A 20267-nucleotide genomic window follows, 5' to 3' on the forward strand; every position below is an offset into this window, starting at 1 on the left:
ATGTCCGACGAATCGCTCTTCACTGACAAGAACTGGGACCCGAATCCCGTCTACGAACTCGGCAACGCCCTCATCGACTTCGGCGACCTGCTGGACGAGCAGCTCGCCAAGATGACGGGCGCCGAGTTCGACCTGAACAACGGGGCCTGGCTCGGCGACGCCAAGATGTACATGGCGCAGGCCTTCGGCGATCAGCGCGAAGCGGTGATGAGTGTCGTCGAGGAATTCTGGCAGACCGGCGAAATGATCAACTATTACGCCATGCTGCGCACCGAGCAGGAGGAAACGCTCGCGAAGCAGCAACTGGCCGAGCTGATCGCGGGTCTCGTGGGCGCCTTCCTCGGGGCGTTCCTCTTCGTGGCACCGGAACTCCTGGGCATCCTCGGGGTGTTGATCCCGGTTCTGGGCCGGGTCGCCGAGCTGGTGGCGAGTGCGGTCGCGGAACTGGGCACCATGGCCGCGAACGCCGCGCGGTTCGTCGGCAGCGCCATCGGCGTGACCGCGGAGAGCCTGCCGGAGTGGGTCGTGACGATGGCCAGTGTCACCGCGAACGTCGCCCGGTTCGGCATCGAGGGCACGGCCATCAACGCGGCGGCGGTGGCGTCGGGCAACGCCGCCGTCGGCCTGCCGACGACCCTTCAGCAGCTCATCCCCGTCCCCACGTCCGCGGAGCAGATCCCCGGCTTCATCTCGAGCCTGGTGCTGTGGGGCGGGGTCGGTGTCGTCGTCGCCTCGGCCGCGAAGGGCTTGGTCAACGTCGCCAAGGACAAGCTGGGCATCGGCACGGCCGACGTCAACGTCGGAGACATCAACGTCAACACCACCGGTGCCCGGACCTCGGCGGGCGATGCGACGACGGTCACCGGGGCCGGTTCGGGACTGACCCTGCCGTCGTCCGTCACGTCCGTCGGCGCGTCGATAGCCGACACGTCGAAGGGCCTCACCAAGTCGGACTTGACCCTGTCCTCGCAGGTCGACGTCAATTCCCCGGTGACCACCACCGCCGCGACCAGCACCGCGCGGGTCGCGACCGTGGATACGGCGCCGCGGCCGGCCACGACGGAGCCCGTCACGGCCGCACGGGCCGGCGGTCCCGACACCGGCGGCGGGAGCGTCGTACCCGACAAGGTGACCCCGGTGGACGCGGGCACCGCGCCCGGCGGTTCCTCGGCGGTGAAGGCCGCCACCGACAGTGGAAGCGTCCAGCCCGTGCGGACCGCGCCGAAGTCCACGACGGCCGGCGGCACCACGGCCGTGACCGCCGACACGGGGGGCGGCGCCTCCACCGCGCGCACGGTCGCGCAGGACGTGGGCGCCGGCCTCAACGGCGTCGCCAAGACGGCACAGGCCGCGCAGCGCTCGGTCGACAGCTCCGCGGTGGGACAGCAGACCGGCGCGGAGTCGGCGGGAGCCTCCGGCGCCGAGGGAGTCGTACGGACGAACCTGGAGCCGCAGCCTGCCACCGGGGTGTCCCACGATCCCGTCTCCCGGTCCACGCAGCCGGCCACGGGTGGCGGCAGCCGTACGGCGCCGGAGACGAACGGTTCGGCGTCGGGCGCGGCGAACGCCGTCGACGGCGGGGTGAGGCAGGCCCAGAGCGCGTCGCGCACGGGTGACGCCGGCCGCACCGACGCCGCGGACGCGTCGGCCCGTACGGCGCCGGACCAGGAACTCGTCTCCCCCGTGCGGTCCGTGGCGCGCAGTCAGCCCCAGGTCATCCACCCGACGACACCCGTGCGGGAACCGTCGTCGGCACAGATCGAGGGCAGCCGTCCCGCCACGACGGACCACACGGGCAATGCCACGAGCGCCGCCGACAGGACGAGTACTGTCCCCAACGCGGGACGCGCGCCGCTGACGTCGGAGACCGGCCTGGCGGGCCGGCAGCTACGGCCGGCGGGAGCGCCGGAGGCATCCCCGGCCCGCACGCTTCAGGCGGCCGCGGAGCCGTTCACCAGCAGGCCGGACACCGCTGCCCGGCCGGGCGGTGGCGCCGACGGAGCGGCGAGCTCCGGACCCGCGAAGGGCAGGACCACGCCGGTGGAGCCCACCGAGGTGACCACACCGGGCGGAGCGCCGCACGGGTCGTCGGCCAAGGCGGCGTCCGACGCGCGTGGCGCCGAGCAGACTCGGACCGGCGCGCCGGGCGAGACGACACGCGCCCAGCGAGGGGCGGCGGACGCGCAGCCGACCGTCAGGCCCGAGAGGTCCGCGACCGAGAACCCCGAAGGCGGGCACGACGGCCAGTCGGGTGGCCAGGCGGCAGGCGCGAACGACCGGGCGGCGCTGCCGGAGGATCCCGCTCGGCGACGGGAATTGTTCGCCGCGGCGGCGGAAGCTCGATCGTCGGGCAAGCAGCAGGCGGAGTCGGGGGATGCCGCACACGCGGGGTCGAAGCCGACGGACTCGGCGGCCGAGGAAGCGGCCGGGTCGGAGAAGGCCGATGCGGCACAGTCGGCCGAGTCGTTGACGAACCAGCAGCGGGAGCAGCGCCTGGCGCAGATCGGGAAGGCGATCGACGAGGCTGCGGCGGTACGCAAGGCTCAGGACGCGTCGCCTGCCGTGTCGGCTGCGGCGCGGCGGACCGCCGAGGTGGCTGAGGCGCGGGCGTTGGCGCAGGCCGAGGTGACGGTGCGGGGCTCGATGGAGCGTGAGGCTTTCGCGCAGTCGCGGTCGTCGGCGGCGAGGTCCGATCAGGCGAAGGCCGCGTTCGAGGCCGCGGAGAAGGAGGCTCTGCGTAAGGAGAACGTCGCCGGCGACGACGCGCGGGCCGCGCAGGCGAAGTCCGACGCGCTGGACGCGGGCGAGGGTGTGGACGCCGTTGCTTTGTCGGTGGCGCATGACGCGTGGGTGAAGGCGGAGGCCTCCCGGGGCGCGGCTGAGACCGCTCGGGCGGAGGCCACGGCACGTCAGGCGGTGGCCAAGGATCTGGCTCAGCAGGCGAAGGCCGCGGACGAGACCGCGCGCAAGGCGCTGCTCGGTGACGAGAACGTCTCCGGTTCGGGTGTGCGTGGCGCCAAGGCCGACCTGGCGAGCGCCGACAAGGCGCTGGACCAGGCCACGCGGACCGAGGCGGCGGCGAGGGCCGAGGCGGATCTGCGGAACGGCCGGGCACAGCCGGCGGGGTCGTTGACGAAGCAGCAGCGGGAGCAGCGCCTGGCGCAGATCGGGAAGGCGATCGACGAGGCGGCGAGGCTGAGCAGGGCGGACGGGGTGTCGCCCGCGGCGGTGGCCGCGACGAGGCGAGCGGCTGAGGCGCGGTCGTCGGCGCAGGTCGAGTTGACGACGCGGGGCTTGCGGGAGCGTGAGGCCTTCGCGGAGTCGCGGTCGTTGGCGGCGAGGTCCGATCAGGCGAAGGCCGCGTTCGAGGCTGCCGAGAAGGAAGCCCTGCGCAAGGAGAACGCCGCTGGTACGGACGCGCGGGCCGCGCAGGAGTTGACGGACGTCCTCGACGGTGGGCGCAACAAGGACGCGGGCGCGTTGTCGGCGGCGCACGAGGCGTGGGTGAAGGCGGAGGCCTCCCGGGTGGAGGCGCGGATCGCGCGGGCGGAGGCGTCGGCGAAACAGGCGGTGGCCGAGGACCTGGCGCAGCAGGCGAAGGCCGCGGACGAGACCGCGCGCAAGGCGCTGCTCGGTGACGAGAACGTTCCGGGGTCGGGTGTGCGGGGGGCCAAGGCCGACCTGGCGAGTGCCGACAAGGCGCTGGACCAGGCGATGCGCACCGAGGCCGAGGCCAGATCCGCTCACCTGGCCGAGGCGGCGAGGACCGAGGCGGCCAAGTCGCCCGAGAACGTGGCCATGAAGGCCCAGCGGCAGACGTTGCAGACGGAGCACGCGACGCTGAACGCGAAGGCGGCGACGGTTCGCGAGACGCAGAACGCGGCGCCCGAGGTAGCGGCTGCCGCAGGCCGGACGTCGGAGGCGTTCGCGGCGAAGTCCCAGGCGCAGGACAACCTGATCGTGCGCAGGGAACTGGAGCGGGAGGCGTTCGCGACATCGCGTGCGCTGCGGGCGAAGGCCGACCTGGCGAAACTCGACCATCGGACGGCCGAGAAGGAAGCCCTCCGACAGGAGAACGTCGCCGGTGCGGACGCGCGGGCCGCGCAGGAGTTGACGGATGTCCTCGACGGTGGCCGCAACAAGGACGCGGGCGCGTTGTCGGCGGCGCACGAGGCATGGGCGAAGGCGGAGGCCTCCCGGGCGGAGGCGCGCACCGCGCGGGCGCAGGCGTCGGCGAAACAGGCGGCGGCCAAAAGCCTGGAGGGTCAGGCCAAGGCCGCGGAGCAGGCTGCCGCGGACGCGCTGCACCACGTTCCCGTCAAGGGCGCTCCCGAGCGGCCGGATCTGCACGGTGCGAAGGCTGATCTGGCCACGGCGGACAAGGCGCTGGAGGAGGCGCTGAGAGCCGAGGCGGAAGCCAGGGCCAAGGAGGACCTGCGGGCCGCCGAGGCGAGAACGGACGGGCGCCAGCAGGGCGGGAGCCTGGATCCCGCCGCCGTGTCGGCCGCGCACGACGCGTGGGCGCAGGCTGCCGCGAGCGCCGAGGGCCTTCGGCGCGACCAGGCCGAGTCGCAGGGACGGCCGCGCAAGGGCGATCAGCCCAAGTCGATGACGCTCGACGACCTGAAGCAGGAGCAGGACGCCCCGGGCCCCGGCTCGGCGGACGGCGCCGGCCCCGGTGCCCGGTCCGAGGATGGGGCGGGGAGCCCGCAGACACGCATCGCGCAGGGCTCCGGGACGAAGACCGGTACGGAACCCCGGGACGCGGCGGGGAAGGCGGACGCACCGGCGAATTTCCAGGGTGAGGGGCGGATACTCCGGGACGGTTCCACGGTCGAGACCACGCGGGGCGCGGACGAGGGCCGGCGGCTCAAGGACGGCTCCACGGTCGGGACTTCGCAGGGCACGGGCACGGGCCGACGGCTCGGCGACGGCAAGGTGGTCGAACCGGCGCGGATGTCCGGCCGGGAATCCCAGGCCGGGAGCGAGGGGAACTTCGCGAGCGACGGCCGGCGACTCGGGAGCGGTGAGAAGGCGCAGCCGTCCCCAACGCCTGAAGCGCCGCTCGAAGCGGGAAGCGAAGGAAGCTTCCGGGGCGAAGGCCGGCGGCTCGGCAGCGGGGCGCAGGAGACGTCCCGGACGGGCATCCCCGCACCGGCCGATACGGGCGCCGAGCCTGCCCGGACCAGCACGGGAAACCGGACCCAGGCGGCGAGCGCCGGGGTGACCGCTGAGAAGGGCGCGGAGAGAGCCGTAGAGACGGCGACTGCCGAGAAGCAGCCGACCGGTACACGCACCGCATCCGAATCCGGCACCGAATCCGGCACGGGCAAGGGGGGCAGGGACACCACCGCCCCGGCCAAGTCCCCAACAGCCTCCGAGACTTCCCCGTCGGCCAAGTCCTCCGCCCCGGCCAAGTCCTCCCCGCCGACCAAGTCCGCCACTCCCGCGCCCTCCGCCGCTCCGACCTCCCGCACCACGCTCCCCGAGTCCGCTCCGGCGGATCACGCCGACCCGCTCGGCGAGGCGCGACGGGCGCTGGACGACCTGCATCAGCTGGTGGCGGACCGGAATCAGCAACGCGTGCGGGAGACCGCCGCAGCCGCGCACGCCTCGGCCGAGGTGGTGCGGCAGGCCGCGGCCGACGGCGTGACGGCGCCGGAAGCCGCGGCGCGGCAGGCAGCCGCCGACGAAGCCGCCGCGCGGACCGCGCGGGCCGAAGCCGACCGCTGGGACGGCCTGCGGCGGAGCACGGCGCTGGAGCAGGCGTCCGGCGACGCGGCGACGGTCGCGGACGTCATCCTTCCTGACGGGTTCGCCGACGCCCGGTTCGTCGGGCGGCACGAGCTGCCGACGCGGCACCACGCGTCCCCGCTGCTCCCGAAGAGCGAGAACGCGGTCATCGTCGGCGGCATGTACAGGGTCAGCGACGACCGCATGTACGTGGCCGGTCGCTGGCGGACCGCGTCGGAGGTGGCACGGTACGTCGAGCGGCGCACGCAGTGGGACCCGCAGACCCGCCTCCCGGTCGTCATCCTGGCGGGGCAGGCCGGGCGTGAGCATGTGCGGGCCGGTCTGCCCTCGTTCGGCGGGCAGGTGGCCGACGCGCTGAACTCCGTGGTGATCGCGCCGGTGGGCGTGGCGGTCCAGACCGGGGCCACGAAGATCGTCGCCGGAACGCCGGTCCGTCAGGACGATGGCAGCGCGGACCTCCGCGCCGACACCGCAGCGGGCTTCGCGCTGAACGTGCCGGGACAACGGCGAGGCGTCCCGCTCGGCCACGATCTGGGTACGGTGCTGAGCGCCCTGGGCGTCACCCTGGAGCCCGGCACCGCGCCCCCGTCCGAACCGGTGATCTGGACCTTCGGCCCGGAGACCCTGGCGGGCATCGCCCGCCACACCCCGCCGCCCGTTCCGCGGCCCGTTCCGGCGGGCGGCGCGCCGGACCTCATCGCATCCGGCACGGAGCCCGCGCCCGCGCCCGCGTCCCTGCCCGTGCCGGCTCCCGCGCCCATGTCCGTGGACCGTATCGTGCTGCGCGGAGGCGGTCTGCGGGGCGGTTCGCCGGACACGGGAGTCGATCCGTACGCGGCCGGCCGGCAGCTCGGCCGGCCGGTGACCGTCGAGGGGCCACGGCGCGTCGAGAACCTCACCGAGGTACCCGTGCCGGCCGTTCCTGCCTCCGAAGCCGTCGGCAACGGCAAAGGCAAGACCAAGGCCGAGGAGCAGTGGTTCACGTACCGGCGCACGACCGCCCACAGTTCGGCGCCGGTCGAGTACGGCGTCAGCGACACGGCCGGCGTCCGGCTGCCCTCCGGTGAGACGCTGGCGGCGGACGGCTGGGTGCGGTTCGGCGGCGACTTCGTACAGCCGGAGTCGGGTGCCCTGCTGCACGGGGACACCGGCTGGATCGGCCGGGTGGACAACCTGGACACGCTTCTCGGACACCCGGAGTTCCCCGCTCCCGGCACCGCACGGCACACCCTGACGGCGGACCCGACGCACCTCTACCTGGTGCCCGCCGGCTCGGACCGCCAGGCGGGCGGGTCGCGGCCCGCGGTCCGGATCCCGCTGACGGACAGCGTCGTCACGGCCGCCCTGCCCGCCGCCCCCGCGGCATCGCCCGCGCTCCCCGTCCCCAAGATCGTGGTCACCGCGCCGGACGAGCCGGGCGACCGTACGCCCTGGTATCTGTCCGAGGACGCGATGGGCCAGGCCGTCGTCCCCGACACGGTCAGGGCGGTCGAATTCACCCGGCGGCAGGCGCAGTTGTGGGCGGGGCGGATCAGTCAGCGACTGGAACTGCCGGTCCCCGATCCGACGGGCGCCCTGCGCGCCGGGATCCGGGACGCCGTACGCGAACTGCTGCTGACCCGGGAGCCCAGGCACTGGGACGACGTACTGGCGGCCGGGCGCACGCTGGTGGTGGCCGGCCGGCTGGTGTGGCTGCGGCCGATGCCGCGGGATCTGACGTTCCTGCCGCCGGACAAGAAGGAGGTCAAGGAGTACCCGGTGGGATTCGGGTCGACGCAGACCGGGGGCGAGACCGGTCACGAGACCATCCAGGGTCTGGACACGGCCCTGTTCACGGCCCTGAACCTGGGGACAGGGGTGGCCGCCTCGATCGCGGCGGTCGCCGCGCCGCAGGTGGTCGTGGGCTCGGCGAAGAGCACACAGCGTGGCTGGGCCCGGACGATCCTGTCCGGTCGCAAGCCCTTCATCAACGACTTCAACCGGTTCAGCGCCGGGCTGGAGATGCGGGTCTTCGTCGGCGGGGAGGAGGCGACCGCGCCGGGCCGCCGGGTGACCGTCCCCGACCGGATCCACGTCGATCTGCCGGCGCCGTACGCGGGAGAGGGAGGACACCGGCCCGATCCCGTCGTGCCGCGGGGCGCGCGGCCGCAACGGCCGCGCGAGGGCGGGCCGTCGCAGGCACGGGAGTTGCTGAACGCGGTGAACATGACGCCGCTGATCGCGGGTCTGCACCGCAATCTGCTGGCGGCCGGACTGCCCGCGCCCGCCGTGAGGAAGTTCATGCACGGGCTGGAGATGGACTCCACGAAGGGCTTCCTCACCGAACCGACGGCCCGCAACCGCTTCCCCTGGTGGTCCGCCGGAGACACCTCCAACAGCGTCGAGGTGGACGGTCCGCTGCTGGGCCGGAAGTTCAAGGGCCATGTGCGGCTCCGGGCCTCGGTCGACAGCCTCCACTACCTCGGTGACACCAACGTCGGCAGCCGCGACGACATCGGCGCGGGCACCAACCGGACGGCGTCCAGCAAGGGCACGTCGGTGGGCGGCCTGGGCGCCGGGTACAACACGGCCGGCATCAGCGGTGGCGGCGCCGACGCGTCGGCCGCGGGCACCGACCCGGAGCCCGGACCCGAGAGCGGCCACGAGGCGTCGGCGGCGGGCTCGGAGAAGGTCCAGGTGAAGGGCGTCGCGCCGGCCACCGGTGCCTTCGTGAGCAGTGGGCGGAGCGTGGGCCACTCGCTGAACTCCGGACATCTGAGCCACACCGTGCTGAACATCTTCGGCGACCAGAGCCGGTACCGCAGCGGGCTGCGCCTGGTGGCGTCGGTGGAGTCCACGACCCACACCGTCCAGCCGGTCGAGGTCACCACCGAGTCCGAACTGAGCGTCCCGCAGCGGGAGGCGGCCGACTTCGTCCGCCGGACGGTCGGCGCCGGGTGGACCCCGGACCTGCGCCCGACCGAGGACGGTCCGCACGCTCCCCGCCACCAGGTGCTGACACCGCCCGCGCCGCGCAGTGTGCGCAGGCTGCCCACCGCCAGGTCGCCGTTCCGGTTCGGGCTCACCTCCCGGAGCGGGTTGCGGCTGAGCCCGCACCCGAGTGAACCCCTCGCGCTGGCCTCCCGGCGGGGCTTCGGCTTCAGCATGCCGATCGCCCTCCCGGGGACCGAGACCCTTCAAGGGGACCTCCGCGCGGCCATCGCGCAGCATCACGAGAAGGCGCTGGGCGGACGCAAGGCCGGGCGGAGCGACTGGGCGAGCGCGGACCGTGACCTCGCCATGTTCTACGGGCGTGCGGCGCTGGAGGCCGACCCCTACCAGGCGCTGCTGGGCATCCACCGGACGGTCGAGGTCGGCGGACGCCGCTACAAGGTCTCCGCGAAAATGCAATGGGGCGACCGGATCAGCGGACCCAACCCGCTCGCGGGCCCGGTCGAGCCGCCGGCGAAGGATCTGGCGGCGAAGGACCCGTCGGCGCAGGGTCCGGCCGCCCCGGCAGCGGCGGCGCAGGATCAGACGTACAAGATGAAGGTCAACGCCCGCGCCGTCAGCGGTGCCACGGTGGCGGGGGAGCGGGGCAGGGAGACCAAGGGCCGGTTCGCCTTCGGCGGTGGCGCCCGACTGGCCTTCCCGGAGCACGAGTTCACCATCGGCGGGCTGCACTTCACGACACCGCCCTTCCGGCTCGCGGTCGGAGCGTTCAAGGCGATGGCCGGCCGCTCCTGGAAGAAGGCCCAGAAGCTGAGCGGTCTGGCGAAGGCCTATCGGCGTACGGAGACGGCCGGAAAGGTCCACGAGCATCGCTACTGGACGTCGCTCCAGTGGACGGTGACCCCGGACGAGGAGAAGCCGTCCTATCTCAGCGGCCAAGTCCCCGCCGTCGCACGGATCGTGACCCCGCTGGAGCATGTGCCCCAGCAGCCCGTCAGCTCGAAGGAGGCGGAGACCGCCGGCAAGGTACGGATCACCACGGCCCGTCCGGAGGCCGACCGCCCGCTGGACTTCGGCACCGGCACCCACGGCATCTACCCGGCCTTCCAGATCATGCCCGAACTGGCCCAGCTCGCCGCCCGGATGTACGCCGAGCAGCACAAGCTGCCGGAGAGCTGGCTGCGGGACCCGGCCGCGTGGCCGGAGGAGATCCTGGATCTGGCCCACCCGGTGATCCTGGGTTCGCGGTTCGGCGACATGAGCGGAGCGCACGGACACGAGTCCGAGCTGCCGAAGAACGGCCGTCACAAGGAGGCGTTCCGGGTCAGGCTGCGCACCGACGCCCCGGAGAACCTGGGCGCGAGCAGCGAGGTAGAGGTCGAGCACTACTCGCAGGCCGCCGCGACCTACGAGAAGGAGAAGGCCAAGGAGTGGGAGCTGGGCTTCGGCGGCTCGGTCGGACCCCAGTTCCGCTTCGGTTCCGACGCGGAAGAAGGCCACCACAGCGGTCCGGGCGGCCGTGTCACCTTCCTCGGTTACGGTGAGGCCGCGACGAAGTGGGGAGGCGGCAAGGCCGACGCGGCCGGCCGGATCGACATCACCCGCGCGACCTATGGCGGGGACGTGCACACGCTCCGCACCAAGCCGGTCTTCGAGGTCACGCATGTGCGGTGGCGGGGCAAGGAACTGACGGAGACGACGCGTTACCTGAGCGCCGAGAACGCCCTCGACCTGCTCGTCCCCGAACGCCGGCTCGCCGACGTCATGCCTTCGCGGCCGGCGCCCACGACGACGTCCGAGCCGACGTCCGAGGGGCGCGGGCCTGAGGCGAAGTCCGGGCAGGCGGCCGCCGAGGCGCCTGCGCAACCCCAGCCGGCCGTGGCGCAGACCTCGGCCGTGACACAGACCCCGATCGCCGTCCCGGAGATCGTCGTCACACCGCCCGACGAGGAGGTCCCGAAGCGCACCCGGACGTACCTCTCCCCGGATCTGCTCGCGGGCATCGGGCACGCGGAGGTGATGCGGGCCGACGGCGTGCTGGACGCGATCTTCGAGCGGCTGCGCTCTCATGGCGTGGTCACCACCGAGACGGTCGCGGGCGCCGCGCCGCGTCCCAACCTCCTGAAGCGCTCACTGACCTCCTCGTTCTCCTCCGACGCGCTGGAGACCGAGATGCACGCGCTGACAGCGCGTCAGGGCGTCAGCCGCTGGCTGCCGATCCCCGGCCCTCTCGGCTCCACCCGCTACCTGTGGGTCAAGGTCACCGCCACCCGTCTGGGCCCCGCGACGGACCAGCGGCCCCGCGACGACGTCAAGCTCACCCTGCGCGGCGAGGCCGCGCAGGAGGAGGCGCGGAGCGAGAGCTCCGGACAGGAGTATGGAGGCGGTCTCGACGCACGGGCCCGTGCCAACGGCGGCAATCTGCACGGCGGTGTGGAGGGCGGGGTCGGGTACAGCAGTTCCAGCGGCGCTACGGAGGAGAGCACCGACAAGACGGTCAAGATCTACCGGGCCAACCCCCGGGACGCCTCCGAGGAGTTCAACCACGACCTCACCTTCCAGGTGGAGATGGGCACCACGACCGAGCTGCCCGAGATCCTCAGCGTGCCCGGCAGGGCCGTCGGCGGTGTCTCCCGGCTGTACTCCGGGGCCCCGTCCCGCGACCGGGGCGTCTTCCACTGGTACGACGCGGGAGACGGCACCGAGGGCAACAGCCCGCTGGTGGAAGGCGGCAGCGTCCGCCTGCTCGTCCCCCGGCACATGACCGTCGAGACCGACCAGCCGCCGCGGGCCATCGACCTCACCCGGGCACGCGAGACCGCGGTCACCTGGGAGCCGGCGCCTCGGCGGCAACCGAACAAGCTCCAGAAGCGCAACCAGCCGCAGCGGACGGCCCCGAAGGCCGCCCCGGTCACCCCTGCCCCGGCCACCACGGCCCGGACCGCGCCGCGGGAGTTGCCGCAGGCCCTGGTGGAGGGGTTGCACCCGTGGTCGGTACCGGCCGCCGCCGCGGTCGAGCGCTGGGCCGGTCTGACCGCAGTACGTCACCGCACCCCGCCGGAACCGGACGTGCACAACCCGCCGAGGGTCGGCGGCCTGAACTTCAGTACCCGGGCCGGGCTGCGGTACAGCCACTTCACCAGCGCCAACATGCTCCGCCCGCACATAGCGGACCTGCTGCGGCACACCTACGAGGTCCCGGTGGGCAGCCACCAGGTGACGGTCGGCCTGGAACTGGACAGCGCCGATGTCATCGGGCCGCCGGAAGGCACCCTGCTCAAGCAGCGCACGTACACCCAGCGCAGCGAGGAGCCCAAGTCCGAGCAGGAGAAGGCCAGTGGCTGGCAGTTCGCGCTCGGTCCGGAGATGGGCGGTTCGCTGGGCGAGCACAAGATGTTCGACCGGCTGCCCATCACCATCAAGAACTGGCTGAACAGCCGCGCCCGGTCCGCCGCGATGGGCGACACCGACGAGCGCAACAAGGAAGGCCAGCGCCCCTACCGCCAGTACCGCTTCGGCGTCACGGCCGTCATCCAGGGCCCGCACGGAACCGTCCGGGTCAAGGTCCCGGACGGTCTGTACGGCGCCCTCCCGGTCGACGCGGCCACCGGCAGGCTGGCCGGTGGCCTCGAGGACGAACTCAGCGGCCTGCTGGCCCCTCGCCCGGCGCCGGCCACGCTCACCGTGCCGTCGGGCCCGGTGCCCGGTTCGCGCACGGTCACACCGACACCGGAGGCGCCCAAGCCGTCGGTCCCCGCTCCGCCCACCGCGACGCCGGCACCGGTTGTGACACCGGACGAGGTGCCGGACGTGAGCCCGGCCGAGGTGTCGGCCAAGATCCCGGCCGAGGCGCGAGCCACAGCCACAGATCCGGTCGACGCGTCGGCCACTCCCGCACCCCAGGCCGAGGCGTCGGCCACCCCCGCACCCTCGGCCGCGCACCCCTCTATGACCCCCGCCGCCGAGGAGGATCTCCTCGACAAGGCCCTCGCGCTGGCCTCCCGGCCTGACGACGAGCAGGCGGAGGCGCTGCTGGATCTGCTGCGCCTCCTCAACGGCCGGCCGCGCGGCGACCTGTTCCTGTTGGAGAACCTGGACGCCCGCAGGCGGGACGCCTTCCACCCGGCGCAGCAGCCGGAGGCCGATTCCGGCAAGCGCAAGAAGGGCTCCGCGCCGACCACGCTGAGCGGCCGCTTCAACCTGGTTCTGACGGGACTGGCGACCGCCCACGCGAAGGGTCCGCGCTCGCTCGAAGGGCAGTGGCGCGACCTCGGTGCCGAACTCGGCCCGGACGAGGGGCGCGAGCTCCACGGCGAACTGATGAACCTCGCGGACGCCTTCCACGTGGGGCCGCGCCCGCACCGCGATCTGATCGTCACCACGAGCAAGTTCACCGGTGACATGTTCGGTGTCGCGGCCGCCCTCGCCCTCAACCCGAAGCTGCACGTCGTGGTCCTGGCGCGGCCCGAACACTCCGACCAGGTGGCCGACTTCCTCAAGGACACCGTGGCCGGTGTCGTACGGGCCGAGTACACGAGCAGACTCGCCGCGCTGCGCGCCGAGACGGCGCGACCGCCCGGCGGGCGACCGGGCGAGCGGGAGGCCGAACTCGCGCGGTGGCGGGACACGGAGATCGGTGTCCACCGCGACCGCGTCCACGTCCTGCGGTCCGACGAGCCCTACCAGCTCTACTCGGCCACGACCGGCCCCCGCTCCCGTCAGCCGCTCCCGTACGACGAGGCGGTGCCGCCGATCCCCGCCGGACTGCGCAGCACCGCGCTGCAGAAGCCCGTGACCCAGGTCAGCAAGGACGTCGCCGGATCCTGGCGCCCGAACCAGGACCGCGACACCGTACGCGCGGCGTGGGGCATGCGCGAGGACCACGTGGACCGGGTCAGGGCCTTCCTCGCGGAGCACGGCATCCGGGAGAGCGGAGACCACGTGGTGCTGTGGTCGCGGTTCAGCGGCAAGACGGGCAACGCCCACCCCCAGCACGACACCAGCATGACCGGCATCAGGCAGCTCGTGGGACACCTGCCCAGGACCACGACCGTCCTCATCGTGGGGGACAGGCGGCCCGGCGACCGCGGCTACGAGGAGGTCGCCGGGGGGAACGTCCACGATCTGACGGGCTTCTGGGACAGTGCGCGGTGGAAGCGGCACTTCCCGGATGGCGCCCGCACCGACCAGTTCCGGCTCTTCGACCACCTGCACCAGGCACCGGGCAGCACCCTGAAGCACCTCGGGTTCCGCAGCGGCAACCTGGAGGCGTACGTACTCCTCGGCCACCAGGTGCGCTACCTCGAAGAGGTGGGCAACGCGGCGGCCAAGCGCATGGAGGCGTGGAAGCGGGTCGGGTACGGGCGGATCCAGGTCAACAAGGTCCCCACGCTGACCGGCCAGTGGCTGGTCAGGTCGGCCAAGGGCGGCCGCGAACCCAAGGTCCCCTGGCGTGAGGGAACTTACGACGCGGCACTGAAGTCCGCACAGCTCGCGGCGCTCAACCTGACACCCGAACAGCGTGGCTTCGACCCCTCCGACCTGACGTCCATCGGCGCGTACCTGGGCTTCGCTCCCAAGGGCGCCGGGGAACCGACCATGCATCCGAAGCAGGGGCCGCAGGAGAAGCAGGGGCCCCAGCCGACGCACGGAGCGGAGGCGACCCGGAACAAGCCCACGGGCGGGCGGAAGCCGCAGGGCCGGGCGCGGCAGACGCCCCCCGCCGGCCGGGGAGCGCCGGTCAAGGTGCCCGCCACGGGAGAGTGCCTGCTCTATTCGTTCCTGGCGAGCGACCCCCGGTACCTGCGCGACCGTCTGCCCGGTCTGGCCACCACGCGTCCGGAGGTCTACGACTGGCTCGGCGACGAGCAGACGGTCCGCGACGAACTGCGGGCGGCGCAGCGGAAGTTCTCCGATCGGAACGAACTCCCGGCGGGTCTCTACCGGGCCGCCGCCGAGGCGATGCGCTCCTTCGTCGAGGACCACCTCGCCACCAGCCACGGCCGACTGGGCCCACAGGTCCTCGGGGCTCTGCGGCAGGATCACGACTCGCCCTACCTCACCGCGCTGCCCGGCCTCAGCCGCGACGAGCTGCTCCGGCGCCTCGCCCACCACGGGGCGACGGACCGTGCCGTGTCGCGGGACGCGCTGGAACCGGCCCACGCGCGGGACGGCGTGCCCACGGACGAGGCACTGCCCCGTCTGGAGGACCTCACGGACGACGGGCTGCGCGCGCAGTTCCTCGCCGTCTACCAGCACAGCACCGCCGCCCTGGACGCCGACGAACTGGCCCTGGTGACCGACGCCGTCATGAACTGGGAGGTGCGCTGGCAGAGCGTGACCGGGGAGATCTTCCTCCCGCTCCTGGCCCAGGTCTTCGGCGTCCGGGCCGATGTCGTGCGCACCGGTGCGCCGAAGCTCGAGACCTATGGCCCGGCCGACGCCGGTCACCGGATGGAGGTCCACTACAACGGCGGCGACCACTACGACGGCAGCGACGCCGATCCCTCGGCGCTGAACCGGGCCGTGGCGTCGCGGGAGACCGTTCCGGCGGGCGGTGACACCGGCCCCACCGGTGCGGTACTGCTGCCGAGCATGCCCGCGACACCGGCGGGCGGGGCCGGTGCGTCCTCGGCGGTCACGGGCGGCGCCACCGGCAGGGCCACCGCCGACTTCGCCGGTGCCGACGGCCACAGGGACACCGCCGCGTCGGCGCGTCCGTGGACCGTGTCACAGGCCACCTTCGCCGAGGGCTCCAAGGAGATCGACCCGCATGAGCGCGGGCGGCTCACCGCGCTGGCCCGGAAGGTGGCGGAGGTGGGCCGACGCGACATCCTCGCGGGACTTCCGGCGCCCTGGATCACCGTCACCGGGCACGGCAACGGCAGTTGGCTCATGGCGGGGAGCAGTGACTGGGGCGCCCAGGGCGTGGGCCGGCAGCGCGCCGACGCCGTCGCCGACGTGCTGCGGACCGAGCTGTGGAACGCCCTGTACCTGATCCAGCGGCACGAGCCGGCCGCCAGGCACGTCGACTCCGACGCCTTCAAGATCACCACGCGGAGCCGGGGACGGGACGTCGTCACCGACGGCCTGTCCGGCGGGGCGGCCGGCGGCGCGCGGCTGCGGGCCCTGCGGCGCCAGGCGACGATCGAGATCGACGTGTCGCCCCGCTCCTCGGCCTTCGAGCGGCTCGACGCCCTGCGGCTGGCGGACCCCGACCCCGCCCTGCACCAGGGACCCTTCGACCCGGAACCGCTCGCCCGCCGGATTCTGGGTCTGGATCCGGAGCAGCCGGTGACCGGCGCCCAACTGCGCGAACTGAACACCGTGGTGGACGAGGCCACCGCGGCCGGCCGCGCCACGAGCGTGGCGGCCCTCAGCGCCCACCAACTCGTACGGCAGGGGGCGTTGTCCGCCGGGACCCGGATCACCGCCGGGGACGGCAGGGCCCTGGGCCGCAACTGGACACGTCAGCCGGTCAGAGACCTGATGCTGATGTCGTACGCCGAACTGCGCGCCACGCGTCTCGTCGACCTCAAGCCGGCCCTGTGGCAGCGGCAGACACCCGGTGATCACCGCCCGTACGTCATCCTGGCCGAGGGCGACCTCGACCACGTCGTCGTGCGGCTGGCGAACGGTTCCCGGCGGCGCGTGCCGACCGCGGACTTCGCCGAACTGCTCGCCATGGACCCCGACCTGGCGGCGCTCGACGCCGGGCTGCCCGTCGTGCTCGCGGTGCCCGGAGCGGGCGCCGGGAACCTGCGGCTGCCGCGCACCGCCGCCGCCCGGACCGGCCGGGCCGTGTGGTCGCACAGCGGAGACGTGACGCCGTACCAGGATCCGAGGGAGCAGCGGACCCGGATCGCGGTGAACCACCGCGAGGCCGCGATGGAACCGCTGGGCAGCTGGTTCGCCGCCCGGCCGGACGAGCTGGGGCAAGGGGACCCGGCGGCCGGGGCCGAGGAACGCGTCGTCCGCACGACCGACGGCACGCTCGTCCCGGACGACGAGATCATGAGCGAGACCATGGCCGCCGACGGGGTCCCGCACGGCCGTGCCGTGTTCGACAAGGCGGACCTGCTGCGCCGGGAGGTGTACTTCAGCGCTCTGCCGGCGATGACCGAGAACCTGCACATCGACCCTGTCGGCGTCGAACCGTACGGCGACGCGGACGACGTGCCCTGGGCCGGTCGGAAGGCGTACTACTACTTCTCGCACGGGCGGCCGGGCGGTTTCGGGATCGAGGTGCGGGGCGGCACCGCCAAGTGGGTGCGCGGTGACCAGATCGGCGGGTATCTGCGGCGCAGGCCGAGCCTGCGCGGGCTGGCCCCCGACGGCGTCATCGTGCTCATGGTGTGCTGGACCGCGGCACCCTCGGAAGGTCTCGGCGTCGTCAACAACGCCAGCCGTGCCCCCTTCGTCCCCGACCCGCTGGAGACCCTGTCCGAGGGCCAGCGGGTGGCCGACCAGACCGGCCGCACCGTGTTCGCGGTCGACCGGACCCACTACGTGAGCCGGGTGACCCTGCCGATGCGGCAGGCGGTCGCCATGACCGCGGACGGCAGGCGGACCCGGTGGACCGAGCTGCGCCCCGAACCGACCGACACCGAGCTGGACGCCCTGGCCCGTACGGCGGGCCTGCACACGACCGGGGGACCGGCCTCCGCGCAGGACCGGGTCGCGGCCCTGCGGCTGGTCCGCGCCCTCAGACTGACCTTCGGCGTCGCGGTCGAGGACGACAAGAACGACGCCTCGGGGCGCTACCAGCGGTTGCTGGGCGGTATGGGCGCGCTGGAACGGATGCGCCGGGACGATCCGGGGCTGCGGGACACCGGGCCGTTCACCCTCGAACTGCTGGACCAGGCCGCCCGGTCCCGGCCGGGGCAGGCCGCGGGTACCGCAGCGCCCCGGGGCGCTGTCGCCACACCGGCCGACATCGAGCTGTTGCTGGACGCGGCGGGGGCACAGCGGCCCGGCGTGGCGCTGCGGGACTTCGTTCCGCTGCCCGCGGTCGACAAGGCCCTCGCCACGCCGACGGACGGCGACCCCGACCAGCGCGTGAGCCAGGTCCTGGGCCTCGGGACGCTGCCGGTGACCGCGGCTCACCGGCAGCGACTGCTGTGGGCGATGGTCAAGGCCGTCGAGACCCTGGAGGCAGCCCCCGACGTGGACGCCCTGGCCGCCAAGGTCCTGCACCTGGGCGGCGCCGCCGGCCAGGTGGACGACGCGCTGCTGTCCCGGCTGTTCTGGACGGTCACCGCGGCCGCCGCGGCGGGACGCGACACCTCCGACCCGACCGCGCTCGCCGCCTACGACCTCCAGCGGCACGGCGCCCTGTCGCGGCGGACGCTGGTCCGCTCGGCCGACGGGCGAACGCTGGGCCGCAACTGGACGGGAAGGCCGCTGACCGGTCGGCTGGTCACGGACACCTACCGCTCCGTGGCCCCCGGCACGGACCCGTCCCAGGCACCCGCCCGTCCGGTGCCGTGGCCCGGTTCCGGAGCGGGGGAGGAGAAGAACCCCGCGGCCTACTTCCTGCTGGCCGGCGGGAGCCCCGACGGCATCGAACTGCCTTGGCCCGACGGCTCCCGGCGCCGGGTGCCGAACGAGGAGATCGCCGAACTGCTCGTGCACGACCCCTATCTGACGGCTCTGAGCGTGGAGAAGCCGGTCATCCCGGTCGTGTCGCACAACGGCAACGGCAACGGCAACGGCAACGGCAACGGCAACGGCAGTGGCAGTGGTAGTGGTAGTGGCGGCAGCGCCCTGGCCGGAGCCCTCGCCGACCGGACGAGGACCGCCAGGACCGTCTTCTCGCCCGCGGCGGGCTTCACGCTGTTCCATGACACCGTGGCCGGCGAGCACATCGTCGCCGTGACCACACCGCCCCCGGGGGCGGGCTCCGCGGACGACTGGATCCGCACCGTCCCCCCGAAACTGGCCGCCCCGGTCCCGGTGTCCCTGACGCCCTCCGTAGCGGCAGGTCCGAGTGGCGCGAGTGGTGCGGCGGTCCTCGCCTCCGCCCCGGCGGGCCCGTCCGGGCCCGGTGGAACCGTGCCGCCCGCCGCCCGTTCCGTGGAGTTCGTCGAGGGCCCGATGCCGAACGCGGCGGTCCCCACGGACGCGGCAGACATCGTTCCGCCGCCTCTGCCGTACGCGGGGCGCCGGGCGTTCGTGGCCGACGGCCGCCGCCCCGGGACGGTGCTGGCCGAGGGCCTGGTGCCCGGCGGTCCTCTCCTCGACCTCATCGCCCATGTCCAGGAGGGCGGGGGCGCCGACTTCGGATTCGTGGGCGCCGGCACCTCGCGCGAGACGGTGGCACAACGGCTGACCGCGGGGCACGTCTGGGAGATCGACGCGCCGGGCGGCATCGACGTCGCGGCGACGCTCGGGGCGTACGGGATCTCCGCTGGGACCGGGATCTCCGCTGGGACCGGGGCCTCCGCCGGGACCAGTACTTCTACCGGGACCGGGACCGGGAGCGTCGCCGGGGACGAGGTGCTCTTCGCGGGAGGGGTCGCCACCCGGTACATCAAGGGCGGCTGGGCGGTCGTCCCCGCACCCGGCGGCGACGGCCCGAACTCCCTCGGCGAATGGACTCCCAACCCGCACCACCAGCCGTACGAGACCGGGCCGGGCGCGGCGCCCACCACCCCGGCGGACGCGCTCACCACCCCGGCCGACCTCGCGCCCGTGACCCCGCCGCGCCGGCTGCCGATCGAGCCGGTGCTCGACCGGCGCGTGTTCCAGGTGGAGGACGTGGTGTCCGCAGGCGAACTCCAGACGCTCGCCGACACACTCGCCGGCCCGGACCCGGCGGCGGGCGAACGGCACGCGGACGAACTGGGGGCCGAGCTGACCGCGCACATCAAGGCGGAACTGGCGAAGGAGGGCCTGGCGCCCGGTCACACCGACCTGGGCCTGGCCCTGCGGGACGGGAGCAGCTCCCTGGCGGGCATGGCGCTGGCCCACGTCGTCGCCAACAGTCTCGGCCGCCGGGCCATGCTCACCGTCGCGGGACTGCGGCACCCCTTCGACATCTGCCCCTCCAGGTGACCGGACGCGAGACCCGATCGGGCCTCGCGTCCGTATCTCTAGGTGGGACCCCCTGAACTCCGGGCGGACCGCCCCACAGCGCAGCCCCGCCCCCCTCCACACGGAAGACGGCCGCATGCCCGACAGACAGCAGATCGACTTCGCCGCCCTCGCGGACCGTGCCCGGACGATGCGCGGCACGGTGGCCGACGCCCAGCACGACCTGAAGAACGTCGAAGCCACCGGACACAGCACCGACGGCATGGTCACGGCGACCGTCTCCGGCGAGAGCCGGGTCGTGGACCTGAGGATCCACCCGTCCGTGATCGACCCCGACGACCCGGAACGCCTCGCCCGCCTCGTCATGCAGGCCATCGACAGCGCGTACGACTCGGTCGTCGAGCAGCGCACCGAGGTCATGTCGGCGGTCACGGGCGGACTCCAGGACATCCTCGCCGGACTGCACGACGAGAAGGCGGGGCCCACCGTCGTGCCGCGCTCCGCCCAGCGCCCTCCCCGGCGCTGACCGTGCCCGTGCGCCCGACCGA

The 20267-nt window shown here is 73.6% G+C and carries 2 protein-coding genes; both read left to right on the plus strand.

Annotated features, from left to right (window positions below; genetic code table 11):
• Positions 1-19740 (plus strand): lonely Cys domain-containing protein, encoded by a 19740-nt coding sequence (locus ACWCQK_RS28020; protein WP_451159527.1) that lies wholly within the window; start codon positions 1-3, stop codon positions 19738-19740.
• Between the two features lie 115 nt (positions 19741-19855).
• Positions 19856-20245 (plus strand): YbaB/EbfC family nucleoid-associated protein, encoded by a 390-nt coding sequence (locus ACWCQK_RS28025; protein WP_451159529.1) that lies wholly within the window; start codon positions 19856-19858, stop codon positions 20243-20245.
• Positions 20246-20267: the final 22 nt, after the last annotated feature.

The sequence above is a fragment of the Streptomyces sp. NPDC002306 genome (assembly GCF_053593435.1).

Bases quoted from the DNA above. Each gene is read 5' to 3' on its own strand.
- ACWCQK_RS28020 (WP_451159527.1), top strand. From the start codon at position 1: ATGTCCGACGAATCGCTCTTCACTGACAAGAACTGGGACCCGAATCCC.
- ACWCQK_RS28025 (WP_451159529.1), top strand. From the start codon at position 19,856: ATGCCCGACAGACAGCAGATCGACTTCGCCGCCCTCGCGGACCGTGCC.